Origin of the sequence: Algoriphagus terrigena DSM 22685 (assembly GCF_000429445.1) — a bacterium.
Lineage (GTDB): Bacteria > Bacteroidota > Bacteroidia > Cytophagales > Cyclobacteriaceae > Algoriphagus > Algoriphagus terrigena.
Window position 1 is genome coordinate 50,934 of the sequence record NZ_AUBW01000022.1, and the last position, 26,868, is coordinate 77,801.

Annotated in this window: 20 protein-coding genes; 6 read left to right on the forward strand and 14 right to left on the reverse strand. The window is 47.1% G+C overall.

The window, feature by feature from the left end; translation table 11 throughout:
• Nucleotides 1-28: 28 nt before the first annotated feature.
• From G459_RS0119010 to G459_RS0119075, 14 genes are all read right to left on the reverse strand, one after another.
• Complete coding sequence (locus tag G459_RS0119010; protein WP_026969060.1) at nt 29-523, reverse strand: hypothetical protein; 495 nt, start codon at nt 521-523, stop codon at nt 29-31.
• A gap of 56 nt (nt 524-579) precedes the next feature.
• Nucleotides 580-924 carry a hypothetical protein gene (locus G459_RS0119015; protein ID WP_026969061.1) on the reverse strand — a complete coding sequence of 115 codons (345 nt, stop codon included), beginning with the start codon at nt 922-924 and terminating at the stop codon, nt 580-582.
• A gap of 259 nt (nt 925-1,183) precedes the next feature.
• Nucleotides 1,184-2,701, reverse strand: a complete 1,518-nt coding sequence (locus G459_RS0119020; protein ID WP_245588205.1) for a glycoside hydrolase family 32 protein — start codon at nt 2,699-2,701, stop codon at nt 1,184-1,186.
• Nucleotide 2,702: 1 nt separating this feature from the next.
• Nucleotides 2,703-3,974 (reverse strand): glycosyltransferase, encoded by a 1,272-nt coding sequence (locus tag G459_RS0119025; RefSeq protein ID WP_026969063.1) that lies wholly within the window; start codon nt 3,972-3,974, stop codon nt 2,703-2,705.
• 42 nt (nt 3,975-4,016) lie between these two features.
• The gene (locus G459_RS0119030) at nt 4,017-4,913 is read right to left on the reverse strand and encodes a hypothetical protein (RefSeq protein WP_157373382.1); all 897 of its coding nucleotides are present in this window, start codon (nt 4,911-4,913) and stop codon (nt 4,017-4,019) included.
• A 164-nt stretch (nt 4,914-5,077) separates the two neighbouring features.
• Nucleotides 5,078-5,506, reverse strand: coding sequence for a response regulator (locus G459_RS0119035; protein WP_026969065.1), 429 nt, complete (start codon nt 5,504-5,506; stop codon nt 5,078-5,080).
• Nucleotides 5,507-5,881: 375 nt separating this feature from the next.
• Nucleotides 5,882-6,256, reverse strand: coding sequence for a VOC family protein (locus G459_RS0119040; RefSeq protein ID WP_026969066.1), 375 nt, complete (start codon nt 6,254-6,256; stop codon nt 5,882-5,884).
• A 101-nt stretch (nt 6,257-6,357) separates the two neighbouring features.
• A complete protein-coding gene (locus tag G459_RS0119045) occupies nt 6,358-7,062 on the reverse strand; it encodes a GNAT family N-acetyltransferase (protein ID WP_035456424.1) in 705 nt (234 codons plus the stop codon).
• 103 nt (nt 7,063-7,165) lie between these two features.
• The gene (locus G459_RS0119050; RefSeq protein ID WP_157373383.1) at nt 7,166-8,047 is read right to left on the reverse strand and encodes a CorA family divalent cation transporter; all 882 of its coding nucleotides are present in this window, start codon (nt 8,045-8,047) and stop codon (nt 7,166-7,168) included.
• 143 nt (nt 8,048-8,190) lie between these two features.
• Nucleotides 8,191-9,210: a hypothetical protein gene (locus G459_RS0119055; RefSeq protein WP_026969069.1), complete on the reverse strand. Its 1,020-nt coding sequence runs from the start codon at nt 9,208-9,210 to the stop codon at nt 8,191-8,193.
• 3 nt (nt 9,211-9,213) lie between these two features.
• The gene (locus G459_RS0119060; protein WP_035456427.1) at nt 9,214-9,525 is read right to left on the reverse strand and encodes a DUF3817 domain-containing protein; all 312 of its coding nucleotides are present in this window, start codon (nt 9,523-9,525) and stop codon (nt 9,214-9,216) included.
• The gene (locus tag G459_RS0119065; RefSeq protein WP_026969071.1) at nt 9,525-10,154 is read right to left on the reverse strand and encodes a hypothetical protein; all 630 of its coding nucleotides are present in this window, start codon (nt 10,152-10,154) and stop codon (nt 9,525-9,527) included. The genes G459_RS0119060 and G459_RS0119065 overlap by 1 nt, the downstream gene beginning before the upstream one ends.
• 223 nt (nt 10,155-10,377) lie before the next feature.
• Nucleotides 10,378-12,246: a gamma-glutamyltransferase family protein gene (locus G459_RS0119070; RefSeq protein ID WP_026969072.1), complete on the reverse strand. Its 1,869-nt coding sequence runs from the start codon at nt 12,244-12,246 to the stop codon at nt 10,378-10,380.
• An 18-nt stretch (nt 12,247-12,264) separates the two neighbouring features.
• Entirely contained in the window at nt 12,265-13,317 is a 1,053-nt protein-coding gene (locus tag G459_RS0119075) for a carboxypeptidase-like regulatory domain-containing protein (RefSeq protein WP_026969073.1), read from the reverse strand.
• 187 nt (nt 13,318-13,504) lie between these two features.
• On the opposite strand from G459_RS0119075, the gene G459_RS0119080 reads away from it, so the two are divergent.
• The 6 genes from G459_RS0119080 to G459_RS27950 all read left to right on the forward strand — a co-directional run bounded on the left by G459_RS0119080 (nt 13,505) and on the right by G459_RS27950 (nt 26,863).
• Nucleotides 13,505-14,914 (forward strand): DEAD/DEAH box helicase, encoded by a 1,410-nt coding sequence (locus tag G459_RS0119080; protein ID WP_035456429.1) that lies wholly within the window; start codon nt 13,505-13,507, stop codon nt 14,912-14,914.
• A gap of 76 nt (nt 14,915-14,990) precedes the next feature.
• On the forward strand, nt 14,991-15,815 hold the full coding sequence (locus G459_RS0119085; RefSeq protein WP_026969075.1) for an N-acetylmuramidase domain-containing protein: 825 nt from the start codon (nt 14,991-14,993) through the stop codon (nt 15,813-15,815).
• A 4-nt stretch (nt 15,816-15,819) separates the two neighbouring features.
• Nucleotides 15,820-16,263 carry a DUF1572 family protein gene (locus G459_RS0119090; protein WP_026969076.1) on the forward strand — a complete coding sequence of 148 codons (444 nt, stop codon included), beginning with the start codon at nt 15,820-15,822 and terminating at the stop codon, nt 16,261-16,263.
• A gap of 1,636 nt (nt 16,264-17,899) precedes the next feature.
• Nucleotides 17,900-18,850, forward strand: coding sequence for a GDP-L-fucose synthase family protein (locus tag G459_RS0119115; RefSeq protein WP_425393750.1), 951 nt, complete (start codon nt 17,900-17,902; stop codon nt 18,848-18,850).
• Between the two features lie 31 nt (nt 18,851-18,881).
• Nucleotides 18,882-20,033, forward strand: coding sequence for a GDP-mannose 4,6-dehydratase (gmd, locus tag G459_RS0119120; RefSeq protein ID WP_035456431.1), 1,152 nt, complete (start codon nt 18,882-18,884; stop codon nt 20,031-20,033).
• Nucleotides 20,034-20,080: 47 nt separating this feature from the next.
• Nucleotides 20,081-26,863, forward strand: a complete 6,783-nt coding sequence (locus G459_RS27950; protein ID WP_026969081.1) for a type I polyketide synthase — start codon at nt 20,081-20,083, stop codon at nt 26,861-26,863.
• Nucleotides 26,864-26,868 lie beyond the last annotated feature (5 nt).

Consider the following 26,868-nt stretch of genomic DNA (forward strand, 5'->3'; position numbering starts at 1 on the left):
GCTCCCTTGTGAGGAGGAGCCCTTGGATTTATTTTGATAATCGTTCGTTGATCAGCTCAGCCCATTTGGAAGCGAGCAGCGTCTCACCGAGCAAGTCGGAATAGTATTCCTGATTGTAGATCTCCAGATTCAAGGTTTTTTTAGCCGGGTCTTTGAAATATAGCTGGATGGTCACTTGCTCTAGAGATTTGCTTGTTGCGGTTGGATTGTCACTGTTCAAATAAGACTGATGTACGACAGCATTTGAGAGTTCTTGAAGTTTTACTTGGCTTTTCGTCTCATTTTCACCGATTTGGTAATAAACCAGTGTTTTTTTGGTGCTGTCAATGCCTAAGATATAGCGATTTCTCCAATCTTCCTGTACATCAACCTTTAAATTTAGACCAGAGACATACTGGTTAAACCCGTTTAGAAATTGGGCTTTGGCTTTTTTACTCTTAATAGAATAGGAAATAAACGGCGTAGCCACGCCAAGCAGGATTACACTTGACAAGACAAGTGTAGGGATATCAATAGCGATCATTTTTTGGTAGAATAAAGTGTAAGATGTGTTTTGTGCCTAGTGGGTCAAAACACGGACTACCAAGTGTGAAAGAAATAAAAGAAGGTGATCAATACGTCAAACAGTGCCCTGGACTTTGAAAAGAAGGAGGGCGACAGGTATTGACTAAGGGAGGGGACAAAATCTACCTTCCAGTGACTACCGAGAAAGGCAGATACGTTCAGATCCGCCTTGAAGGCCGGGACAGAGGTAGTGTGATCCGAAAGACTGGAAACCAGCCCAGGGACTGAGACATGACTCAGTTCTGATTGCCGGGGATGCTCACTGGTCGATCTTTTGGCAGCCGGGGGAAATGAAAAAATCGCAACCATCCCAATCAGCCATGCAAGGCTCAGGAGGAAGGCTGTTTTTTGTTTTTTCATTTTTAGTGTCATCAAATCAACCCCAAATGTACGTGGGGTTTGGGGAATTGCAAGTTTGGAGGATTGAAAAATGTGATTATCCACCACTTTGCCAGAAGGTTAAAATGGAGATATCCAACAGCGGATAATCGTCAGCAGTCCAGGGCAGGGAGATTTAGATCGCAAATCTTGTATTCAATAGCTACCGTCAACAAGGAGTATGATCATATTGAAAACTGCTTGGGTCAGCCGTTGCTAGTCGATAGCTCCTTGTTGGGGCCTATTTTTCCAAAGGATAAACGACACCGTCCTCAATTCCCTGCTGCAGTTCAACTGTTTTCCAGGGAGAATTTGGGAAAAGAAGGGAAGTCATGACCAGCTCACCGTCATTCACAAAAAGCTCCACGGAACCAGCGTCGAGGAAGATCCGAACGCTTTCAGCTTTCCAGCTCATCGGAGCGGAATGCATGGCGGCAAAGTCTCCATGGAAATCCGACTGCCCGGCCTGAGATCGATCAATGGAAACCAACCCCATTTCTTTGGTAATGGTCACCTTTTCCCCCAACTCATTGGAAAGGACCAACGAAAAGGTATCCGAACCATCCAGTTTGCCTTCGATCTCCACTGCTTGGGAGGGAAGATTGGAGGTCTGATCTATCTCAATACCGGCTTGCCGTAGACTCTCCAGTTCCTGGGCCGGAGCCGACTTCAGAAGCAAAACTCCGTTTACATCGATCAGGCTCAGTTCCCTTGGGACCGTCATTGCCGATCTCCAGGATTGGGTAGGAACGACCTGTGCATAGAGCCAGTTGCTCATCCAACCGATGAATAAGGTGCGGCTATCGCTTTGCGGCAGATTGGCCCAGGTCACTCCTGCGTAGTTGTCCGGACCGTAGTCCAGCCATCGGATCATGTTGTCATCCGGGGTGAAAGAGCCGTCTTTGAAATCTCCTATAAAGTATTGGGTGGCAGATCCTTTCTGTGGTCCACCTGGATTGATGCTTAGCAATAGTACCCACTTTTCCTTTCCGTCAGGAGTGGACATCTTGATCAAATCAGGGCATTCCCAGACACCGCCATGCGCTCCTGTATCCTGACCAAATTCTCCGGTTTTGCTCCAAGATTTCAAGTCCGGCGAACTGTAAAACTGAACCCTGTCCTGTGCCGCCAGCGTCATGACCCATTCCTTTTTGCCCTCCGAGTTAACCACTTGAGAAACTTTTGGATCCCGGAAGTCCCGAACTCCCTGATTCGGCAAAACAGGGTTTCCTTCAAACTTTGTCCAAGTCCTTCCTTTGTCAGTAGAAAAGGCGATTCCCTGGCTCTGGAAGTCGACCGCTCCGGACTTTTCTCCCGCCATGTCATGGTAAGTGAAGATGGCAACGATCGGAGGATTCTCGGCTGTGCCGAGGCCCGAGCTGTTTTCGGTGTCCACCACCGCGCTGCCTGAGAAGATATAACCCAAACTGTCCGGATAGATGGCGATGGGAAGCTCTTCCCAAGTAACCAGATCCCGCGAAACGGCGTGGCCCCAATGCATCGGTCCCCAGACGGTTGTGTCCGGATAATGCTGGAAGAAGAGATGGTATTCGCCATCCAGGAAAAACATGCCGTTGGGGTCGTTCATCCAACCCTTGGCAGGTGTGAAATGGTAATCGGGTCGGTATTGCTCACCTTCCGATGCGACGAATTGTACTTCCTGACCGGAGCCGCAAGCGGAAAGAATGAGCGATAGTGCGACTAACGTGAGGCAAAACTTGGAGGGCATACTGTTCTTTAAATAAGACTTCGAATCCATTCTATTCTTGGGTTATGAGTTGAATGAGAGCTGTTGGATCAGCTTCGGGGGTCATTTTTTTCGCCATATCGGCGGCCTTGACTTTGTAGTGTGGGTTATTCCAAAACTCTGTCAGCACCGATTCAAACTTGTTGGGATCAAAGTTGTGGATGCTTGTCCCCAGCGGACCCAAGCCATTGGCAAAGATTAGCCTGTTCCAAAAGTACTGATCCATAATGTGCGGTACAATCAACTGCGCTGCAGCGGACTTGGCGCCGTAGTGTACGGTGCCGGAGCCTCCGTGATGGATGATTCCATAGAGCTTTGGCAAAATCCAGTCGTAGGGAATCTGCTTGACGTAGTAGATCGACTCGCCACTGGAGTCAATTTGCTGAAGTCCGCCCCAGGAGAGATTGACGATGGCCGGGATCCCGTGCTTTTCGAAAAGCTGGATGATCTGGGTGGAAATTTCCAATGGTTTGGGATTGGACATAGAGCCAAAAGTCACGAGAACAGCTTTTGGATAGTTGGCCAGCCAAGCCTCGAGGTCAGGTTCTGGTTGGTAGTCCTGGTTTTGATTTCTTGCGAAAAACCCCGTGATGTGAGCGCAATCGGGCCAGTTAGAAGGTTTTGGATAGAGTGCAGGAGAGATTTGATACAGGACTTGCAGCTGATTCATCTCAAAGTTTTTGATCGATCGGGTCGAAAAATCGATTCCCGGAAAGTCTTTGAAATAGGGCTTAACAAACTTATTGAAGGCAATGTACCGTGCTCCATTGACGAGATCGTAAGTTCGGAGGTTCCACTTGGGCGAAAACGGTTTCCACTTCGAAAGGCTCAGATGCTGATAGTCCCGGGTAGGGTGGAGCAGGTTGGGGATTGGGGAAAGCTGGAAGTACTTCTTTGGCTCGGCCATCGCCGGAAGCGTGCAATAGAGTGCTTTTGGGTGATAGATCACGCGGTCAGGCAGTACCGAATCGATCGCATCCTTTTGCTGCTGGATCAGGGTCTTCTGAAGACTGAGCGAGTTTCGCATCAGCTGATAGAAGTTTTTGACCGTTTCAAAAAGACTCCCGCCGCCACCCATCACAGACTTGCCGACTTTCGAATCCAGTAGCTCCAAAAAACGCCTGTCGAAACCCAAAAACGAAAACCCCATTTGATCGACCGTCTCCCGAAATTGCTCCGGGAAGAGGCAAGATACCTCATGACCGGCCTTTTTCAGAAGCTCCGCCTGAGCCAAAAAAGGCTCCACGTCGCCTCTGGTACCAATGGAAATCAGAAGAATTTTCATGGTGGTGGTTTGGGTTGTTTTGGGAGGACTGTGCCTCTAAACTTACTGCTTTCCTGCCAGTTTTAAGACAAGCTCCAGGCCGATTCCACTGATAAAGGATCTCATCTTCTGGTTGCCGGTGAGCGAAGCGACCCAATCTACCGGTCCACCGTCTGCAAAGTCGATCCTGTTTTCTCCCAACGTCACGTAGATTTTGAACTGAAAAAGCCGATAATACTCCTGCGAGGGGTCGATTTCAAATTGGATCGGGTAGGGCGACCAGCAGTTTTGTTTTTCCTCCAGACGCATCTTGAGCTTTGGGTTTTCATCCCGGAGAAAGAACTTGAAGGTTAGATCTTCCTTCGAAAAGAACTCACTTAAGAGATTGATGATCATATCAATATGTCGGTTCGCTTCGATGAGCTCGAAGTCAAAACTTCCGCTGTCCTTTCCCGCTGAAGCCAGACAGAAAATCCCGAAATGCGCCGTGAAGTTTGGATTGTCGTAGTGCTGGGCGCGGACGTGTCGATGAACGGTGGCGTAGCGAAGGGTATTCGATTGCGGTGTTTTTTTGAAATCGGATGCCAGCTGCAAGGCCAGGACGTTGGTCGCATCAGCCACTACTTCGGTGTGTCTGAGTGCGCTGATCACGTTGTTTTGATTCACTTTGGCCACGGTCGCGCAGGTGCCCAGTGGAGACACCGGAGAAAGGAGAATCGGGGAAAACTCGGATTTCTTTGCCTGTTTGAGCCAATTGGCTTCCGTCTCCAGCAATCGAATCGGATCAAGAGAAGTTGGCTGAGTAAAGCGGTTTTCATTAAAATTCCGCAACAAATCAGCGGAAGAAATTCGCTCCGAACGCAGCCTCAGGATCTCCAGCATCAGACTGTTAAACTCGGACGCCGAAAGGCTCTCAATCAAAAAATCGACCGAGGCAGCGTCGGGTATTTTCGATTTCAACTTCTCGAAGCTGGGGTTTGTGGGCATGGGAAAACGGAAAGAATAGAAGCTGAATTTACAGAAAAGGAATTTCCGCAGTTCATTTCAACTGCTTTTAAGCTCAACTTCGAACCCAAGACGGTGGCTTTCAGCCGTTGCTTTGCGGCCAGCGGAACAATCTCTCGTTATGCCTCAAACAAGCCGTGTCGGGTGAGGAAGTCGGTAAGATGTTTTGCCGACAGTGGCTTGGTGATGTAGTCCAAGACCTCCGGATAGGAGAAAGCCTTGATGCGGTCGTTGGTGTCTATTGAGCTAGTGATGATCGCAATCAGGAAATGCTTTTTGATATCCGGACTCAGCTCGGTGAATTCATCAAGAAAACCCCAGGCATCCAGTATGGGCATATTGATGTCCAATAGCAATAAAACCTTTTCGTCGCCGGAATACTTCCGCTCTGCAAACCTGCCGGTGATTTCTTCGATCGCCAGTTCACCGTTTTCAAACGAAGAGATGGCGTTATTGAAATCGATGCTCTTTAATATTTTGGTAGCTACCATTCTGACGATCGCATCATCATCAACCAAAAAAACTTCCTGAATTCTAAAAGTACCCATCGAATTTGTTCCAAATAATTTACCCTAATCCGTAAATATATAGGATCTCGATTTATTTAAGATGGAAACAAATGTAAAATACTTGTCGAACTGATCGATCTTAAATAAAAGACAATAATCTGTGTTTCAATACGATAAAAGTCGCTGTAAAATATTCATCACAAAGGCGAGGTGTTTTTCGAATGGCATGTAGCGATCTGGTTAGGTCCACTGGCAGATGTCTTGAGGTGAATATGCTTTCGATCAAAATAGCGGAACTGAGTGCATCGTCACGAGGATTCTAGAATGAGATTTGATTCTTTAATCTAAGACACATCTCATGAAAGGAACCCGACCAGGCTGACGTCCGATAAACCGTTCGCTATTCTATTCTGCTTACTTTATCTCCCTCTGCTGGAGGTTGAATACTGTTCCAGCCGGATCTTGGATCCAGTGCATGTTTTTCGGAAGCTCTTCAATTTCATCGCAAGTTTCCACCCCATTCGATTCCAGATAGTTTGTCGCTTCTTCGACGTCAGGGACGGTAAGCTGCAGCCAGGTCTCTGAATGGGTGTAGTTATCCACGCAGTCTAACCAAATAATATTGTGGCCGAATTTTACCTCGTGTGTCCTGGAAACAGTTGGGTTGTCGATTGGTTTTTCTTCGACTTCCAGCTTCAGGATATCTCTGTAGAAGGCAACTGTTTTGTCATACTTGACTTTTGGGATCTTGATTGCAATGTTGATTCCTGCTTCAAATTTTGTGTTCATAGCGTTCTCTAATTTTTAATGAGGTTGTTCTGGACAGTCATTCTTTGACTTGACAGTCGATTTTGCTAAAGTATGTTGAGTAAATAAGTTTTGAGCTGAGCTTAGATTTTCTCCAAAAAATAGACCCAAATTTCTCTGCGCACCCGAAAGCCCACCTTCTCATAGAGCTTGATTGCGCCGAGGTTGGTGGTGTTCACGTGCAGAAAGGGGATCTTGGACTCGGTTAGGATGCAATTGACCTGATTGGCCACCAACTCGGCAGCAAGCCCTTTTCCCGCAAAATCCGGATCTGTACAGACTGCACTGACTTCCACATAGGGATCCGGACGCAGACGCTGGCCGGTCATCGCTACAAGCCTGTCCTCCTCAAACACGCCTTCATAGTATCCCAAGTCGATGGTTTTAGAGAAAAAAGGCCCCGGATTGGTGCGCGCCGTCAGGTCCAGCATCGCCGGAATATCCTTGTCTGCGAGGGGCACTGCTCTTGGACCTTTTCCAGGCGCGGGTGCGTCTATGGTTTCATAGACCATCTGAAGAAGGGGCCGGTGTGCGTGGATCTTCCAAGTCGAAGGAATGGGTATTTCCTGCGCCGTAAATAGGATGATTTGACTGTGGGGCGGAAACCATCCGTCCAGGTCGAGCCATTCGGCGGCGCTGTAGGTTTCGAACCCGACAAAAAGCCCCTTGTCCCGCTGCATGTACCGCACCCGATCATTTCCCAGGGCGTGATCGCTGCTTCCGGTGATCAGGGCGTTCCAAATGGGATTGTCAAGGACGGGGGAATTGGGAGAAGGAATTGGTTTCATTTGATATCAATGAAAAACGGTCGTAAGAAAAACAGAATTAAAGTAACAGCAGTTGGGAAGAGGATGGGCGGCCTTACCAAAATAATGCAACGAAGGGGCCGCATCACATAAACTTTTTCCTCTTAAACCACAGGAAGATAACCACTGATATCGCCAGCATCACGCCCCAGGTGGCGTAGTAGCCCCATCGCCATTCGAGTTCGGGCATGTAGGTAAAATTCATTCCATACACGCCGACGATAAAAGTCAAGGGCAGAAAAAACGCCGAGAAGACGGTGAGCAGCTTCATGACATCGTTGTTTTTTTGCGCTGTAAGGGAAATGTGGGTGTTCAGGATGGATTGGGCGTCTTCGATGACCTCATCCAATTGCAGCATGTAGTTGACGACCGATTCTCTGATATCCTGGAGGTTGGAGAGATTATCCTGTTTTACGTCCACCTGATTTAGGACGTTTTGGGAAAACTGCAACAGTTTGCGGCAGATCCGGGCCTTGGCTTTTTGGTAATACAGCTGGTCGATAGAGATTTTGCCGTGCTTTTTGAGGAAAATCTCCTTTTCACTGTCGTCCATCTTATCACTCAGCCAGTTGATGGGCGGCTCAAAAGTCAATATCATTTCATAGACGATGGACAGCATGAGGGCTTCCGGATTTTCAAAGTTTCGGCCTTTTATGTCTTCCAAAAAATCAAAGGGCTTTTGGTGCACCGTAATCAGATGGGAATCACTGAGTAGAAAGGCGATTTTATTGCTGAGCTTGGCGACTGTGGTGTAATTGTGCTGAGGAGCTGCGGAAAACGCTCTGAAGATGAAGAACGTGAAGTCCTTATGCTTCTCCAGCTTGGGAAGGTGTCCGTGCTCGAGGGCATCATCTAATAGGTTATGGTCGATGTGAAAGGGTTTGACCATGTTTTCGAGTTCTTTTGGAGCTGGCTTCTCAAGGTCCAGCCACTCAAATTTTTCAAAGGATTTTTTGAATTGAGTCATGTGGGACAAGCTAATTTGGGGACTGCATCGGCTGCGGAAAAATTGATTGCTGCATCGGTCAATTGGACAGAAAGGCTAAGTTGAAGATAAAAGTTTTTTTTCCAAGGGATGTGGAAAGTTTCCTCCAAGCTCATTTCCTGATACTATTTGATCACCTGGTGGAGACTAAGCCGGAGGATCTCGCCCATGTTTCGGCAGTTCAGAAACGCTTCATTTTTGTAATGCTTCGAAAGCTCCGACCGAAGGCTGATCACGTTTTCGATGGGGGAAAGGTGATCTTGCTCCATGCACCGGAGGATGTCTTCAATCTCGATGTGGGAGGACTTGACACGTGTGGCGATCAGCGCACGTTCTTCCCGCTGATACTGATGCATGGACTCTGGAGTGATGTAGTTCATCCCCAGCTGGATCAGCGCGTTGTTTTCCTTGAAGTATTGCGGGAGATAGATGGATTTCTTTCCCTCGTAGGTCTGCTGGTCAAAATCTATCGCCCGAATCCGATAGTGCGTTTCCTCGAAGTCCGGCGTCACGTCAATCACAAAATTGGAGGAATGCATGTCTCCAAGTAGCCGGGCAAAGCAGCGCTCATTGAATTTGACAAACTCTTTGGCCAACCGGATCGGGTTGAGATGCGGGTCATCCATGTGTAATTTCATGAATTTTTCGCCCGGTATTCCAGCAATATGCTCCTCAATCAGCGTGTTGCGATGGACGAGATAGCTGATTCGGTTGGGGGACAGCAGATCCTCCAGCTCCAGTCCATATACCCGCGAAGCGTCGGCGTTTTTGATGTAGAAATAGTCGAAGTTGTCATTGATCCGGTTCACAATCCGCACCCGGAAGGGCTGTGTATTGCCATAGACGCAGAGGTCTATCCGATCCACAAAGAGATGGGCCATCACCGTCATGTCTCCGCCCGCCTTGAGAAGGGCATAGATTTTTTTGACGTTGAGATGAATCTCCTCCCGGTCACTCTCTGCGAAAAAGACGGTCTCCCAGAGTGTATCCTGGTCTTTGGAGTCGTACAGCGCGATCGAGCTGGTGTAGCGGAGAAGCTCGTGATAGTGGATGGGGATGTCCACTTCCCGTGAATAGTCGATCAGGTAGCGCCTCAGAACAGGACTGATGGGATAAATGAGTTTTTTCTTGCTGATCAGCGCCATGACCTAGAGGTGCACCTGTTGGCTTTTTTTCAGATATCTGTGAAAAATGAACGGCCCGAAGGGCAGCACGGATGCGATCAATGCAAACAGTGTCTTGGCAAAATCCCAGTTCAGCTTGCGTGCCGTCGGGAAAACCGTGTAAATATACACGATGAATAGAATCCCGTGAGCCCAGCCGGTGTATTTGACTGCCAAGGGCAGATCAAAGATGTACTTCAGCGGCATGGCGATCCCCAAAAGGATCAGAAAAGAGAGTCCCTCCAACAGACTGATCCATTTGAATCGTCTGGCCCATTTGATTTGATCGGTGTTCATTATTTTGATTTGGTAAGGTTAAAGAGCACTTGCAGCGAAGTCCAAAGTTTCTTTTTCAGGGCGACTTCCTCGGCGATCACGGTCAGCGAATCAGCAAAGAGGAATTCTGTTTCCTTTTCGGAGTAGACTTCGTAAGGTCGCGCCGGCACCGCATTGATCGGATGCTTGACCCGGCCAAATTTCAGGATCGTGTGGGCGTTGAGATTTTGAAAGTCTTCCATGCTTCTGCCTTCGAGGTGCTCTGAGGCAAGCAGTCCCACTTCGTTCATGGAATGGCCGCAGGCATTGATCATCTTCACGAGCATTTCCATCACATCGGCCGGAAGACTTGATTCCTCATGCAGGATTAGGAGACCCTTGGAGAAGTTGCCGCGGACAGGAATCGGCTCAGACACCACCTCTTCGACCACCGGTAAGGGCGCTGATCTTGGCTCAGAATGCTTTGGAGCGGGAGCCGAGACTTCGGTCGCTGCTGGGACAATGGCCTGAATAGGTTCCATTGCAGTCACAGTCGGAATCTCAATGGATTGGGTTTCCAGCTGCGCCAAAATCGCCTCCCTATCTTCAGGAATCAGGTAGATTTCTTCTTCAATCAACGATTTGAGAGCTTCAAGACTGTCGTTTTCCATGGCTGGAAATTGGGCAAAAAATGCCGCACGGCAAAGTTTGACCGGGATTTAAAAGCCAAGTGACTAGAAGTAAGACGTAAGAGCTAGGACGTTAGACGTTAGATTGGGGGAGGCCCCAGAGTAAGTTGTAGGTGTTAAAATGTAAAATAGTCTTCAAGTCAGCTGCCAATGACGGCGCATTTTTGCTTCAGCAAACTGACTCCTCCAACTTATTAGGTCGTCCTCACCAAGCAATCCCGTAGTCATCCCCGTAGTTGCTGGCGCCGCCCCAGAGGGTGCCGTGCTTCCAATCCACCCAGATCGCGGTGATGGGCCCGGAGGTTTTCGTCCAAAAATCCATGACATAGCCACGCTTGAGCAAGTCACTCCGCACCCAATCCGGCGTGTCCTGCCGCAGCGTAATGCCGCCCGGCTTGATCTCATGCGCTCCAAAGGAACTCTGCATCTGGTAGGAGTTGAAGTTGGCCGCTTCAACCGCTTCCTGCACGTTCATGTCAAACTCGACTACATTGAGGAAAAATTGAAGCAGGTTTTGATCCTGGGAATCTCCGCCTTGGACAGAAAATGCCAGGATCGGCTTGCCGTCCTTCAGTGCCAAACTCGGGGTCAGGGTCACCCGTGGTCTTTTGCCCGGCTCGGGGAGGTTGAATGGATTGAGGTTTTCGTCCAAGACGAAGCTTTGCATGCGTTGGGAGAGGCCCACGCCGGTATTGCCGGCGATGACGGCCGGAACCCAGCCGCCGCTCGGGGTCACGGACACCACCCAGCCTTCCGCATCGGCAGTTTGTACCGAGGTAGTTCCACTTTGGAATTCGCTTAGGAATTTTTTGTCTACTTCAGAGTCGATTTCAGCGGGATCCAGCGCCGCAAGAGCCAATTGTTGCTTTTTCAAAAGATCCAGATGCGGATTGGTTTCGCCTTGGAAAGGGTAGGGGTCGCCAGCCGTGACCTTGGGATCATTGGCAGCGCCGATCAGTTTTGCCCGCTCTTTTGCATAGCCTTTGGACAGGAGACCTTTCATCGGAGATTGGACGAAAGCAGGATCGCCGTAGTAGAAATCCCGGTCAGCAAAAGCAAGATTCATGGCCTGATAGACTGTATGGATGTAGTTGGTGGAGTTGTAGCCCATCGACTTGAGGTCAAAATTCTCCAGGATATTCAGCGACTGAAGCAAAGCCGGACCCTGTGTCCATTCCTGAAGTTTGTAGACGTCGATTCCCCGATAGTTGACGTGGAGCGGCTCTTCGATCTTAACGGTCCAGTTTGCCAAATCGGCTTCTGTGAAAAGCCCACCCTGTTCCTTTGTTCCCCGCACGATTTCCTTGGCAATGTCACCTTTGTAGAAGCGATCGTACGCCGCGTAGATGGCTTCTTTTCTGGATTTTCCGGCTTTCAGAGCCTCTTGTTCAGCTGTTACGAGCTTGGACAGCATCTGAAAGAGATCCTCCTGGACGAAGATTTCTCCAGGAGCGGGAGCTTCCCGTTTTTCGCCTGGATGGGTCAAAAAGACCGCCTTGGAATACGGCCATTCCTTGATTCTGGCTTTTTGCGCTTCGATCGCATTGGCGGTTTGCGCTTCGATCGGATAGCCTTTGGCGAGCTCCATCGCAGGTTTTAGCACCTGCTCAAGACTCATTTTCCCATACTCGGCCAGCATGGTCATGATGCCCCCTGGTGTTCCAGGAGTGGTGGCGGCCAGCGGCCCATATTCGGGCGGATAGGGCATGCCTTGGGATTTGTAAAAGTCCACAGTCGCACCTGTAGGAGCATACCCCATTGCATTGATGGCGATGACCCTTTTCTCTCCCGGATGATAGATCAGCGCCTGCGTCTCACCACCCCAAGACAACACATCCCACATGGTCGCCGTGGCGGCGATCATGGCACAAGCTGCGTCGACGGCATTGCCTCCCTGCTGGAAGATCTGCGCTCCTGCGGTTGCGCCAAGCGGCTTTCCGGTGATGGCAACCCAGTTTTTACCGTGAAGGATGGGCTTGTTGGTGCCGATGGTGCCGGCTCCCAAGCCGGGTAGGCCCTGACCTATCGAATTGAAAGAAAGGGCCAGGAAGACGAGGAAGTAAAGTTTTCTCATGGTAGGGTGGTGGGTAGTTTAATTGTCTTCGTCGAGGAGTTGATCCATAATAGGCACAAATCCAGGGAATAGCGAATTGTAATAGGTGAATAGCTGGAAGATGGATCCGCTTTTCTTCAGATCGATTTCATTGGAATTGACGAAGGCTTCCATCTCTGCGGCTTTCTCTCCGAAGATGGGGAAGAGGTCTTTCCGCTTTTTTGGGACTTCAAAGAGGTCTTTTCCTTTTAGGTAGAAATAGACGTTCCGCTTGATGATTTGATCGTTTCGATTGCCTACCATCAGCGCGGTGTTGTAGTTGGACTCTTTGAACACAGCGATTGTCCTTCGCATCAGCGGCAGTTCGCCTTCCACAATCACTTCAAAAAAGCCCGAAATCGGCACGCCTTCATCTTTGAAGTCCATGCCGTTGACAAAATACCGCGGAACCTTGTATGCACTATCCATCCAGACGATGTTTTGGATGCGGAGACCGGCTACGGTAGTGATCAAGTTTTTTTCCGGCTCCATCAGTTCAAAGGTGTTTGAATTGATATTGTATCGTACCCGAAAGCCTTCCAGCACCTTTTGCTCACGGTAGAGCAGGATCGAAGCCAGGTTCCATTTACTGTCCAGGTAGAAGTTACCCTCGACCTTTTTGGGTTCGGGAGCAATGCCATAGATCGTGTTCCCGATTAGATTGGGTCTTTCGACGAGCAAACGACTTACGTTGGTGGCACGAATAGATTTTTGCAGCGCAGCGCCAGTCCCTTCACTGCCGTACTTCACTAAGTACACCGATCCGAGATTTAGGTCTTCAGTCAGTTGAATTACCTTTTCGAAGGGATTGTATCCGGGCACATTGATGGCCAGGGTGTACTTTTCTGCAAGGATATTTTCGATCAGAAAATTTCCCGCGCCGTCACTTAGATCCGCAAAGACGGTATTTCGAAGTGTGACAGAGGCACCTTGGATTTGCTCTTTGGTGTCCATATCCATCACTCTGCCGCTCAGACTGAAGTTTTCAGCATGGGAAAAAAGCGTAGTCCCCAAAGTCAACACATACAGGCCAAAAAGTCTCAGTTTGATCATGATTCAGAAATTAAATGAACAGCTAGGTAATATAAGTCAAACTTAAGATTGTTGCTAAATGATTTGTTTTCGATTTATAGAATTGGCAACAATCACTTTTGGATTGGCTTTCTATTCATTAAGAGCTTATCTTTGAACGGGTCACGAGTTTCCGACCCCAATTTTACCCTCTAAAATCACCAATAACTTGAGTTTTCAATCATTTAATTTTGAGTCCTCGCTTCAGGAAGGACTCGACGCCATGGGCTTTGATCGCCCGACTCCGATTCAGGAAATGGCAATTCCGGTCATCTTGCAAGGCAGAGATTTGATTGCCTGCGCTCAGACCGGCACAGGAAAAACCGCGGCATTTGTCCTCCCAATACTGAATAAAATCTCCAAATCAGGTTCCAGCACGCTGAATACCCTGATCTTGGCACCGACCCGCGAGCTTGCGATCCAGATTGATCAGCAGATTCAGGGGTTTTCCTATTTCCTCGGTATCAGTTCTGTCGCCATCTACGGTGGCGGCGACGGCATCGTGTGGGAGCAGCAAAAGAAGGCCCTTGAGACCGGCGCCGAGATCGTCGTCGCTACGCCGGGCCGATTGATCGCCCTGCTTGCCGGTGGCAAGATGGATCTGAGTACACTGGAGCATCTGATCCTAGATGAAGCGGACCGGATGATGGATATGGGCTTTTCGGATGACATTCTGAAGATCGTCAACTACCTTCCCCAAAACCGCCAGACGGTGCTTTTTTCGGCGACCATGCCTCCGAAGATCCGCCAGTTCAGCATGAAATTTCTGCGGAATCCAGAGGAAATTTCCCTGGCAATCGGCAAGACTGCCGAAGGCGTTACGCAGTCCATGTATTCGGTCTACGACAGCCAAAAGGAGGATCTTGTCCGTCATATCCTTTCCAAAAAAGCCTACGAAGCGGTCATCATCTTCGCCTCAACCAAAGACAAGGTCAAGGCGCTGTACAAAGTGCTCAAGAAGCAGTTTGACATCGAAGCCTTCCACTCTGATCTGGAGCAGGCAGAGCGGGAGAAGATCATGTCCAATTTCAAAAACAAGGCCGTAAAGATCCTGATCGGTACCGATATCATTTCCCGCGGGATTGATGTGGTGGGGATTGAGTTGGTGATCAATTTTGACACACCAAGCGACCCAGAAGATTATGTGCACCGGGTTGGACGTACCGCAAGGGCAGACAAAGAAGGTGAAGCGATCACCTTTGTGAATCCAAAAGACCAGCACAAATTCGTGAGAATCGAAAAGCTGATCGGCATGCAGGTGACTCAAAATCCGCTTCCCGAAGGACTGGACAAAGGTCCCGAATATCTGGGAGAGAAAGCTAAGTCTTCTGATTTTCCCTCTTCTGGAGCCAAGTCCAAAAACAAGAAAAAGAAAAAGCCGGGTTCTGGTCACTCCGGAGAAAAGCGAAGACCTGAACAGGGGTCAAAACCACAGGGTAGCGCTCCGAAACCTCAGAGTAACGCTCCTAGAGTACAGGAGACGCCCAAACCTGAGGCTGCAAAGCCAGAGCAGCCATCAGCTTCTGGCGCTGAAAAACCAAGTAAATACGGGCAGCGAAAGAATGTAATCGAGTCCTGATATTCAAGCGCTTGTTTTGGCTATTGTGAAGTACTTCAAGTAACTTGAAGTACTTTTCATTTTTAAACCAGCCATCATGCAAACCATCAAATTGAGATCGCGGGGCACCTCCGTCTCTTACCTTCAGGAACTTCTCGGCAAATTAGGCTATCAGATCCCCGTCACGGGCTATTTTGGGGACTTGACCGATGCGGCAGTCAAGAGTTTTCAGCTGAAAAACAACTTGGTGTCCGACGGGGAAGTCGGGATAAAGACCTGGACGATCCTGATCGAAAAGACCAAACCGGCGGTCACGCTCGGAGACAAGTTTTTATCCGAGCAGGATTTGAAGGATTTTGCGCAAAAGCACGACTTGGAACTCGCAGCGGTCAAGGCTGTCAATGAAGTCGAAAGCAGCGGGAAAGGTTTTTTTGTCGACGGCAGACCAAAAATCCTTTTTGAAGGTCACGTTTTCTGGGATCAGCTCAAGAAAGCCGAGATTGATCCGACGACGCTCTCCAACGCATCAAATGCAGATGTGCTCTATAAGAAATGGACCAAATCCCACTACGTCGGCGGGACCAGGGAATACGACCGGATGGAGAAAGCTGCCGGGCTCGCGGCAGATCCCAGGGTAAGGGCTGCGGCACTGGCCTCAGCTTCCTGGGGTAGCTATCAGATCATGGGCTACCACGCGGCAAAACTACGCTATGCTTCTGTCCAGGAATTTGTCGATCAGATGTATGTCCACGAGAGAAATCAGCTGGAGGCGTTTGGGAGATACATCACCGAGTTTGGATGTATCGCGGCACTCCGATCAAAGAACTGGGCGGCATTTGCAAAGTGCTACAACGGCAGCGGGTATGCCGCCAATAAATACGATATTAAGATGGCAAACGCCTATCAAAAATTTTCTAACTAATCTGATGAATCAAAAAGAACTGAACCAGCTGTTTCAGCGGGATCTCGACAAGCTGGGAACTGAATTGGCCGCTTATTCTGACGAAAGCAAACTTTGGGTGGTTGACAGGGAAATCGCCAATTCGGCCGGAAATCTAGCCTTGCATCTTTTTGGCAATCTCAGGACGTTTATCGGACTCGATCTCGGCAAGATACCGTATGCGAGAGACAGGGAACGGGAGTTTGCAGCGAAAGACATTTCGAGAGACGATCTACTAGCGGAGTTAGCAGAGGTGAAGAAGGTCATCGCGACCTCCCTGCTGGAGATGAATCCCAGCAGTCTGGGAGATCTGTCAAAGCATGCTTTTTTCGGCTATCAAATGACTATTGGCTATTTCCTTATCCATCTCTACGGCCATTTCAGTTACCATCTCGGACAGGTCAATTACCATCGAAGACTGCTAGGCTGATGCAAAAGATATGGTTTTGAGGTAAATCGGACTGTCTAGAAGGGCTATTTGCCGATTCAGAAATCTGAAATCCTGTGAATAAGGCGTTTTTCTTAAGATGTCGGGCAGGTTTGTTGAGCACGTAAGCTCTCGTGAGGGGCAACTTAGCGACAATAGAATCTACCAAGTAGAATGAACGGGCTTTTTTTTGAGCCCTTTTTTCATGCTTCATTCTTCTCGTTTCATAGTTGAGAAACTTTTTGTTCTGGCATTTTCTGAAGTACACATACCATCTCACAAGCTTTTTCTATTTCCGGTTGAGAATAGTCTGTGGATGTTCAAATTGATTTTCGCATGATCGAAAAGTAACTCCAGGCCGTTGGTTGATTTTGGGATCATGCAGGTAAGCAAATGGTTCGGCAATGCACTTTTTTATAGAGAAAGGAAACGTCTCGACAGTTTGTATCAATATCAATACTTTCCCGCTAGGGAATTTGCTGTAAAATCTGGGTTAACTGGTCTTATTATGAGTGAGACGGGCGATTGGCCATCGAAAATGTGTTTTTGTTCACACCTCCGCCAAGCCCCCAAAAAAGAACCCTATTTCATTCCAAACTACTTCTGGAGAAGCACTAGACGGAGGTCAATTTACATCGTCAGACGATCTCCCAGCCTGTATGGGGAAAAATAAGCAAAGCGTTAAAAGAATCCTGTCACCGCCAATCGCTCGAAAAATGGTCAGTCTGAGCATCTCGGCCATCTCTCGGTGCTAGAGCTGTCTGGAAGCTGAGGTTAAGGTCATCTGGAAGAAAAACCTATGACGGGATCCGGCGACTGGAGTAAGAGGTCCATCCACGAGACGGTTTTCAAAAACAAAAGCTGGGAATCCTCTTTATGGATCGTTTCCGGCAGAAAGGAACAGGAATAGCAAAATCCTTATCAACTAGCAAAATTTCAGGTTTCAGCTCCATTGCCCGTCAGGGTAGGCACACCGGCCAAGATATTTTTTTTTATGATCATTAATATGTAGTATAAAATGAAAAAAATGCATTTAAATTTTGGAAATCAAAATTTGAGGCTTAACTTTGAATCAGTTGAGGGTCGCTAAAGTATTTGTTTTTGACTTTCAGTATGTTTTTAAACACGAGTTGGTTTTTTAGTTACCCTTTTTCCAAGGAATTATGAGAGAATTGAATTTTCCATATCTGATTTTAGACCCGGACGACTTGAAGCGTTCTTTTTCGGCCCACGGTCTTTTAAGTAACCCGAAAAACTTAAATAGTAAAGAAAATAGTTCATTAATCTTTAACCGTTCCCTCACAGGCTCAGGCAGAACAGGGTTGAAGGCAGAGGTCTTTGGACTCTCATTCAATTATCCAAAAAATGTATTTTTAACGACGATTTAGTTGATTATGGATCTACTTAAAATATAATATTCTTCATAGATATAGTTTCTACAGAAATCGACCGGAAGGTGTTCCTCCGATTAAACAGCGTCGGACTAATTTGTATTTAATATAGTGTTAATCTATGATAAGATGATTCTGTATTTGAAAAGCAGGCTTGACCTATTTACAATTTTTAAACCGGCTTTACATCGTATTAATTCTACTATAAAATAAATCTAAAACTTAAGCTTTTAACCCTAATGAACTTTTTGAAGAAAAGAATCTTTGTGGCTGGGCATACCGGTATGGTTGGATCAGCAATTTGGAGACTCCTAGAGGCGAGAGGCGCTGAGCATTTGATTGGAGTGAGCAGCAAGCATTTGGATCTAAGAGACCAAGCAGAAGTGGCCGGCTTCTTTGAAATCCACCGACCTGAGATTGTTATTGATGCAGCGGCAAAAGTAGGGGGGATTCTGGCCAACGATTCCTACCCATACGAGTTTTTGATGGACAATCTGCAGATTCAAAATAATCTAGTCGACAATTCATACAAGACTAGTGTTGAGCGGTTTTTGTTTTTGGGCAGCTCGTGCGTTTATCCCAAGAAGTCTGTTCAGCCTATCCGCGAAGAGTATCTTTTGACTGGGCCTCTTGAACAAACCAATGAAGGATATGCAATCGCGAAAATCGCTGGAATAAAGGCATGCGAGGCCGTTTTTTATAAGACTGGAAGGTCTTTTTCATCCATCATGCCCCCCAATCTCTATGGTCCATATGACAATTTTGATCTGACAAGTTCTCATGTACTTCCAGCCATGATCCGCAAGTTTCATGACTCAAAGATCAACGGTAATCAACCGGTTAAACTTTGGGGTACTGGTGAGCCGATGCGAGAGTTTTTGCATGTGGAAGATCTTGCAGATGCCGTGCTTTTTCTCTTGGACAAAGATGTAACCTATCCGATCCTAAATGTGGGGACTGGCATAGACATTCCTATCACGAAGCTCGCAGTAATGGTTCAGAGCGTAGTAGGCCATGAAGGTGATATTCTCTGGGATCTGGATAAGCCGGACGGCACTCCACGAAAAGTAATGGACGTGAGCAAGATCAACAGTATGGGCTGGACGAACAGGCTAAGTCTTATAGAAGGTATTACCCAAACGTATAAGTGGTATTTAAAAAATCAACATAGCATCAAACAAGTGAAAATGGGTATCTAATTATTAACTGAATATTTTAAACTATCTAACTATGACTAATAAAGTCGCTTTAATTACAGGTGTAACAGGTCAAGATGGGTCTTATCTTGCCGAACTTTTATTGGAAAAAGGCTATACTGTCCATGGTATTAAAAGGAGATCTTCTTCATTTAATACCCAGCGGATCGATCATTTGTATCAAGATCCGCATTTGGCAAATCCCAGTTTTATCCTCCATTATGGTGATCTCACTGACTCGATGAACATCACCAAGATCATCAAGGAAGTTATGCCCGATGAGATCTACAATCTGGGAGCTATGAGCCATGTAAAAGTCAGTTTTGATTCTCCGGAATATACCGCCAATGCCGACGGATTGGGCGTTCTTCGGATACTGGAGGCGGTGAGGTTGTTGGGTATGGAGAAGAAAACCAGAATTTACCAGGCCAGTACCTCTGAGCTATATGGACTTGTCCAGGAGATTCCCCAGTCAGAAAATACTCCGTTTTACCCAAGATCTCCCTATGCGGTAGCCAAACTATACGGTTTTTGGATTGTGAAAAACTACCGCGAAGCATACGGTATGTTTGCTTGCAACGGCATCCTGTTTAACCACGAGTCACCTCTCCGGGGCGAAACGTTTGTCACTAGAAAGATCACCCGTGCGGTAGCCAGAATAGGCATGGGCATGGAAAAAGTTCTTCACCTTGGAAATTTAGATGCAAAAAGAGATTGGGGTCATGCAAAAGACTATGTGGAAGCGATGTGGCTGATGTTGCAGGTTGATACTCCGGAAGATTTTGTAGTTGCCACGGGTGTGACTACTACCGTAAGGGATTTCCTCAACCTGGCATTTGCCAAGATTGGGTTCAAGTTGGACTATATGGGTAAAGGTGCCAATGAAATCGGGTTGCTCTGCGAGATCGATTATGACGTAGCGTTTGAGCGGTTGGGCAAAACAAGGGAAGAATTGCCAAAACTGGGTGAGGTCATCCTGAAAGTAGATCCGGAATATTTTAGACCCACAGAAGTGGATATCCTCATCGGCAAGCCGGACAAAGCTTTCGAAAAGCTGGGATGGAAGCCTAAGTATGACCTGAATCTATTGGTAGAGGATATGGTCTCAGAAGATCTTAAGCATTTGAAAAAAGATATCTGTCTGGTTAACGGTGGCTTTGAAGTCACTTCTCATTTAGAGTATTGATCGCATAGTAAGCAATGTTTTTTGGTTTCTGACTTAAAGTAATTAAAATGGAGTCTTCAGTATCTTTTGATTCACCCAACCTTTTTTCGAAAGTCGAAAATGCATTTCGCTTGTATCCTGACCAGGTTGCATTAGTTTCCAATGAGGAGGCAATCTCCTATTCGGAGCTGGAAATGCGGGTAGCGCGTCTGAGTGAACTTATCAAAACCAAGGTTCCGGGCGAACAACTCATTGCAGTTTCTTGCACCAGATCCATTCAGACGATTGTAAACATTCTGGCCATCTTAGCTTCCGGCAAAGCGTATTTGCCGCTTGATTTGGATGTGCCGGAGGAAAGACTTCAGAAGATTGTAACCGAAACCAAGTTGAAGTTTGGGTTAACCGGAAGCTCCCAGGAATCCTTTGATGCGATCCATGTCAGAGAAATCAATGATACACTGCCTTCACCTATAGGTGTTGTTAACCGCCGGGCGGAGCAGGCTTATATCCTATTCACATCCGGATCTACGGGCACACCCAAAGGAATTGCAATCCCACATTCTGCGTTGATTAGCTTCTTTGATTGGCAGAACGGAGTTTCCAATTCCAGACCTGGCTACAAAACGCTTCATTTTGCCAAGCTCACGTTTGATATTTCTGTCCAGGAAATTTTCACAACGCTATCTACCGGGGGCACGTTTTTCATAGCTGAGGATACCACGCTCAAGGATCCTTTATTGTTGCTTGAGTTTATTGAGAAGAACCAAATAAACCGAATCTTTTTTCCGTTTATCGCGCTTCAAGGTATGTGCAATGCCGCAAATGCCTATCGTATCTTCCCAACATCGCTCAAGGAAGTCACGACCTGTGGTGAGCAATTGAAGGCCAGCCTTGCTGTCCGGAAATTTTTCAAGAATATGAAAGACTGCATGTTGATTAATCAATATGGTCCGACAGAAGCCACGATTATCATGACCGAGCTACGTCTGGGAAGCGATGTCGATCAATGGGAGGATCTTCCAACTATTGGAAAGCCAGTCGCCGAGGCAGGCGTGGTTTTGGTCAGCGGAGAAGGAAAGCTTATCACAGAACCTGGGGTTGTCGGCGAGATGTATATCTCCGGGCCCGGATTGGCTATTGGCTATTTCAACAATCCCACCTTGACGGCTGAAAAGTTTCCGACCGTAGCCTTTGAAGGAGTAGCGCCGAGACGTTACTTTAAAACCGGAGATTTGGCAGAATTGACTCCAGATGGTGAGCTTAGATTTAAGTGCAGAATCGACGACCAGATAAAGATCAGCGGTTTCAGAATAGAACTTAGCGACATTGAAGCTAATGTGTCGATGATTGAGGGAATAGATGAAAATGTGGTTATCACTGATTCCTACAGCGACGGAGCACTTTACTTGAAGCTCTTTTATACTTCCGGAGATGCATCTCTTACCAAGGAAGTGATCCGCAGGAAGCTTGAAAAAGTACTTCCGGAGTATATGATTCCGGCCCAGTTTTACAAAGTCGATCACTTCCCTAAGACGGGCAGTGGAAAGGTGGATAGGAAGGCTTTGGCAAAAACCGATGTTATTTCAACACAAGCTGCAACCGAGACTAAGGGGCAGGATTCACAGGACTTAGCCAAGGTTTTGCGTAAGATATGGAAGGACATTCTTCAGGTAGAAGACTTTACCGCCGAGAGTAACTTCTTTAATCTGGGAGGTCGGTCTATACTCGCTCAGAAACTTTCCCTTGAAATAAGTGAAAAGTTGGGAATTAGATTTCCAGTAGCCTTCACTTACCAATATCCGACATTGAAAAGTCAGGTGAAATTCCTGTCTGAAAAAACCAAGCAATGGGAAAATCAATCTGAGAAGCCTACAGATAAGGAGCAGTCGCGCCAATCCAAAGATGTGGCAGTAATTGCAATGGCAGGAAAATTTCCCAAAGCCAACACCGTCGAGGAGTTCTGGGAGATGATCAAAAATAAACGCGAAGGGATCACATTCTTTGATATTGAAGAAATTGACCCGCTAATCAGGGCAGAGGCAGAGGAGTCAAATTATGTCAAAGCAAGAGGAATCGTTGAAGGAGTCGAAAATTTTGATGCGGAGTATTTTGGGATCAATCCAAAGCTTGCCGCAATTATGGACCCCCAGCAGCGGCTGTTTATGGAGATCTGTCACGAGGCGCTCGAAAAAGCGGGATGGATTGCCAATCGACCGGATTTCAAAATTGGTGTCTTCGGAGGTTCCAATTATAATAGCTATTTCAATAAAAACATAGTTTTTGACCAGGAGCTGCTAGACGTTTTTGGAGCGGTCAATATTCTTTCCCTGAACGAAAAAGATTACCTGACTTCCCGGACCGCTTTTCAGCTTAACCTCAAAGGGCCCGCAGTAAGTGTTTACTCAGCCTGTTCGACCTCTCTGTTGGCGGTGGCGCAGGCAGTGGACAGTATCCGCAATGGCCAATGCGTAGCTGCACTGGCAGGAGGAAGCTCGGTTACTTTTCCGGTTAGAAGTGGACAGGTATATGAGGAAGGAGCAATATTCAGTATTGACGGGCACTGTAAACCTTTTGATGCTACCAGTACCGGGACGGTATTCTGTGATGGTGCAGGTGTTCTTCTGCTTAAATCTTACGAGCAAGCCTTAGCCGATGGGGATCCTATTTTTGCGGTCATCAAAGGAGTCGCAGTCAACAACGATGGTTCCGACAAGGCAAGCTTCACTTCGCCCAGTGTATTAGGCCAGGCAGATGTTATCAAGAGTGCGATGAGTGATGCGAATGTTGTTCCTTCACAGATTGGTTTCATAGAAGCACATGGCACAGCAACTCCAATCGGAGACCCTATAGAAATTGAGGGGCTGAAACTAGCCTTCGGTGATGATGTTCCCTTCCAAAGTTGCTCAATAAGTTCGGTGAAGAGCAACATCGGCCACCTCACAGCGGCGGCAGGAATCGCCGGTTTAATTAAGACAATCTGCGCGCTGCACGAAAAGGTGTTGCCGGCATCATTGGGGTATGACCGTCCAAATCCTGAGATCGATTTTGAGCGCTCTCCTTTTTATGTCCAAAAGGAAACAGCTCCTTGGTCGAGTGACCAAAAGCGGATAGCAGGGGTTAGCTCTTTTGGATTTGGAGGAACTAACGTCCATGTAATCGTAGAAGAATTTACCGCTGCAAATCAGAAGCAAAGTAACCCTAGTCAAGAAGATAATCTGATCACCTTTTCTGCAAAGACAGAAAAAAGCTTGACGCTTTTTGCCGGTCAGTTGCATGAGTACGTTTCAGCCAGACCGACACTTGATCTGACGAAATTGAGTCAGAACCTATTGAAAAGAACTGCTCCCTTTGAGTTGCAGCAATCTCTCCGGGCCTCTTCCAAGGAGGAGTTGCTGGACCTATTGCAAAAGGCCGGGGCAGGAGATATTAAGCCAGTCCAGAGATTGGGTGACTTCATCTTTCCTGTATTTCTTTTTCCTGGACAAGGCGCTCAGTATTTGGGCATGGGGAAATCATTTTACGAAGCAAACGAAGTGTTCAGAACTGCATTTAATCAATGCTGTGAAGAATTTGATCGATACCTGCCCACTTCCCTGAAATTTGAGATTTTCGGAGGCTCTTCGGAAACGCTTGCGAATACCCGTTATACCCAACCGGCAATTTTTGCGGTGTCCTATTCTTTGTCGATGGCGCTTATGGCTATGGGAATCCAGCCCGCTGCTTTTTGTGGGCATAGTATCGGGGAATATGTGGGGGCACACTTGGCTGGGATTTTTTCCCTTGAGGATGCAATCAAAGTAGTAGCTTATCGGGGCAAACTGATCAGTCAATTGCCGGGCGGCAACATGCTATCGGTGAGGTCAAAGACAGACATTATTCAGGAACTGTTGCCGGATCAGTTGTCCCTGGCTGCACACAACGCTCCCAATCTTTGCGTCGTGTCCGGCCCTGTCGATGCCATTGAGGACTTTAAAACCGTTTTGGACGGTTATGGAATTCCAAGCCAGATCTTGAAGACAAGTCACGCATTTCATTCCGCAATGATGGACGGTGCCTTGGACGAATTTTCAAGTGTGATTGCCTCTGTGGATCGCCATATTCCCAAGGTTCCGGTGATGTCAACCCAAACAGGGAAATGGTTGACTGATGCTGAAGCCCAGTCAGTGGAATATTGGACAGGACATCTAAGAAATGCAGTCTTGTTCCATGATGCAGCAGCGACACTGTTACAGGAATTGCCGGAGGCATATTTCATAGAGGTGGGTCCCGGAAATGTGTTGAACAGCCTTATGCAGCAGCAATCTGAGGGTAAAAAGTTTCCGATTATTCACACGCTTTCAAGGAGCAATACCGATAGTGAAAGATCCTTACTAATTGAACAACTTGGACTTGCAAAAGCAAAGGGAGCCGGTATTGATCTGAGCTTAATCCTGCAGCATGATCGGTTTGAGTTTTTGGATATTCCTACTTACGCATTCGACAAGAAGCTTTGCTGGAATCAAAGCGGTGCACGCTTTAATCCTGCTTTCCAGAAGAAAGGAAGTCAAGTTAATGGTTCAACGCATCAAGTTGCGAATGCCTCAGTTTCCGTTCCTTTAATAACAACTGTAAACCCAAAAGCTGTTTATAAACATTTTGGAAGATTGAAATCAATGCTGGAATCAGCTTCGGGTATTTCCATCTCAGAAAACGATCTCGAATTGTCTTTTTTTGAACTCGGATTAGATTCATTGATCCTGACTCAGTTCACCTTTTCACTCAAGAAAGAGTTCGGAGTCCAGATTTCTTTCCGTCAGCTAAACGATACGCACAACACACCAAAATCGATTCTCGATTTCCTTGACAAGATGTTGCCCGATTCTGAGTCGGTTGTTCCGGTCTCTATCAGTGAACAACCATTACCTGTTCAAGATGAAAAAGGTGGAGACGACAATCGTCAAAATAGGGGAGATGCTGGGATGGAAGCGGTAAAATCTCCTGGCTTGTCCTGTTCAAAACTTGAGAAGTTCCAGAAGATGCGTAGAATGATCGAATTGGCTTCCGGTGTGGTCATTTCAGAAGATGACTTGGATTCCAGCTTTTTTGAACTCGGTCTGGATTCTTTGATCTTAACACAGTTCGTCTTTTCACTTAAAAAGGAATTCGGTGTACAGATTTCATTCCGACAGCTGAACGACGCGCTGAATACACCAAAATCTATACTTGACTATCTGGAGGCTTCAAATTCAGCAACGGAGGAAACTGCTCCAGTTGTTGCGCAGGCCATTCCCAGTGGCGAAGGTACCATTTCTCTACTCAAGCAACAATTGGCTGAGATTACCCAACAGGTGAAAGAAATCGAAAGTGCCCACGTGAACAGCGCATCAGCTAAGGCGGTTTTGTCCCAAGGTCACTTAGCAAACGGAAAATATCCCTTTTCAGAGAACCTGATCAGCTCAATAGCAAAGACATTCCTGACAAAATTTGGGGAAGAATACTCAAAGAAGACCGCAAGAAGCAAGAGTCAAGCGCTCCGTCTGCAAGGGGAATGGAGTACTCCACATTTTGTGAATGGTTACCCGGGTGCCGGGTCAGAGGATTTTTCCTATACCATTCTCACTGATCGCACGGCAGGTGCGAAGATGTTTGATCTGGATGGAAATCCCTATCTGGATTGGACAAACGGAAAGGGGATTAACCTTTTTGGCAACAGTCCTACGTTTGTCAACGAAGCATTAAAAATACAACTCGCTATGGGGACTGATTTGGTATCTATCAGTGCTCAGGCTGATTCCGTTAGGAGATTGATAGGCAAATTATGTCCAATCGAACAGTTTGCGATTTGCGCATCGGAGCCAGAAGCCAAGATGCGTGCGCTGCAGTTGGCCAAAACGGTATCGTCTAAGCCGGTTGTGGTTAAATTTTCACCGCAGTTTCATCCGATAGAGGGACTCTGCTTGGAAAAGGCAATTTGCGCTTCCAATGATGAGGTTGTTTTGGAATACGGAACAGATGCGACACTGGACCTCATCGCTCAATTTTCAGATAAAATCGCTGCTGTATGGTTTGAGCCAATCCAGGATAATAATCCGGAATCGTTGCAAGTCGACTTTCTCAAGCGACTGAGTGCCCTCACCGAATCATTGGGAATTTGCCTGATCATGGACGAGACCTTTACTGGCTTTAGAGTTCATCCCGGGGGACTTCAGGGACTTCTTGGCATCCAGCCTGATTTGACGGTGTATGGAGCCATGGAAAATTCTGGATTTCCCTTGACAATTTTGGGAGGAAAGTCTAAGTGGCTAAGTCTTTTGACTGAAGCAAACAGAGCCGGATCGCAGGTATTACATCAAGATGGAAATAGCTTCGGTATCTATAGTGCGGAGACTCTGCATCCTCTGGCTTTGACCACCGCCAAGTCAATCCTGAACGAATTGGTACTACGGGGACCTGCATTGCAGGAAAGGCTAGCAGTGAGAACAGATGAATTGGTTAGCAGAATGAATGAAATTTTTGCACGGTTCAATTGCCCTTACAAAGCCGTCAGATTCAAATCCATTTGGAGGATTTTGCCAGTTTCCAGATTTCCTTTCTGGGAAGTTTTGTTCGCGATGTTGCGTCATGAAGGAGTTCATATCGGTGATGAAGGGCTTTGCTATATGACTGAATCCCACACTGCTAAAGACTTGGATTATACGCTGCTCAAACTTGAGAATGTACTTGTAAAACTCATTGAAAATGAGCTGGTGATTGGCGATTTGCCAGACCTGGAAGAGGTGCTGATGGATGTGAAGAATCCACCGTTTCCGGGCGCAAAAATCGGTTTTGACAATGAGGGGAATCCGATTTGGGTCAAGCCATCCAAGAAGTAAATCAA

Excerpts from the sequence above, each read along its gene's own strand:
- G459_RS0119045 (WP_035456424.1), bottom strand. The coding sequence starts at position 7,062 with ATGAAACCAATTCCTTCTCCCAATTCCCCCGTCCTTGACAATCCCATT.
- G459_RS0119055 (WP_026969069.1), bottom strand. The coding sequence starts at position 9,210 with ATGGCGCTGATCAGCAAGAAAAAACTCATTTATCCCATCAGTCCTGTT.
- G459_RS0119070 (WP_026969072.1), bottom strand. The coding sequence starts at position 12,246 with ATGAGAAAACTTTACTTCCTCGTCTTCCTGGCCCTTTCTTTCAATTCG.
- G459_RS0119025 (WP_026969063.1), bottom strand. The coding sequence starts at position 3,974 with ATGAAAATTCTTCTGATTTCCATTGGTACCAGAGGCGACGTGGAGCCT.
- G459_RS0119060 (WP_035456427.1), bottom strand. The coding sequence starts at position 9,525 with ATGAACACCGATCAAATCAAATGGGCCAGACGATTCAAATGGATCAGT.
- G459_RS0119065 (WP_026969071.1), bottom strand. The coding sequence starts at position 10,154 with ATGGAAAACGACAGTCTTGAAGCTCTCAAATCGTTGATTGAAGAAGAA.
- G459_RS0119010 (WP_026969060.1), bottom strand. The coding sequence starts at position 523 with ATGATCGCTATTGATATCCCTACACTTGTCTTGTCAAGTGTAATCCTG.
- gmd (WP_035456431.1), top strand. The coding sequence starts at position 18,882 with ATGACTAATAAAGTCGCTTTAATTACAGGTGTAACAGGTCAAGATGGG.
- G459_RS0119075 (WP_026969073.1), bottom strand. The coding sequence starts at position 13,317 with ATGATCAAACTGAGACTTTTTGGCCTGTATGTGTTGACTTTGGGGACT.
- G459_RS0119050 (WP_157373383.1), bottom strand. The coding sequence starts at position 8,047 with ATGACTCAATTCAAAAAATCCTTTGAAAAATTTGAGTGGCTGGACCTT.
- G459_RS27950 (WP_026969081.1), top strand. The coding sequence starts at position 20,081 with ATGGAGTCTTCAGTATCTTTTGATTCACCCAACCTTTTTTCGAAAGTC.
- G459_RS0119090 (WP_026969076.1), top strand. The coding sequence starts at position 15,820 with ATGAATCAAAAAGAACTGAACCAGCTGTTTCAGCGGGATCTCGACAAG.
- G459_RS0119040 (WP_026969066.1), bottom strand. The coding sequence starts at position 6,256 with ATGAACACAAAATTTGAAGCAGGAATCAACATTGCAATCAAGATCCCA.
- G459_RS0119085 (WP_026969075.1), top strand. The coding sequence starts at position 14,991 with ATGCAAACCATCAAATTGAGATCGCGGGGCACCTCCGTCTCTTACCTT.
- G459_RS0119020 (WP_245588205.1), bottom strand. The coding sequence starts at position 2,701 with ATGGATTCGAAGTCTTATTTAAAGAACAGTATGCCCTCCAAGTTTTGC.
- G459_RS0119035 (WP_026969065.1), bottom strand. The coding sequence starts at position 5,506 with ATGGGTACTTTTAGAATTCAGGAAGTTTTTTTGGTTGATGATGATGCG.
- G459_RS0119015 (WP_026969061.1), bottom strand. The coding sequence starts at position 924 with ATGAAAAAACAAAAAACAGCCTTCCTCCTGAGCCTTGCATGGCTGATT.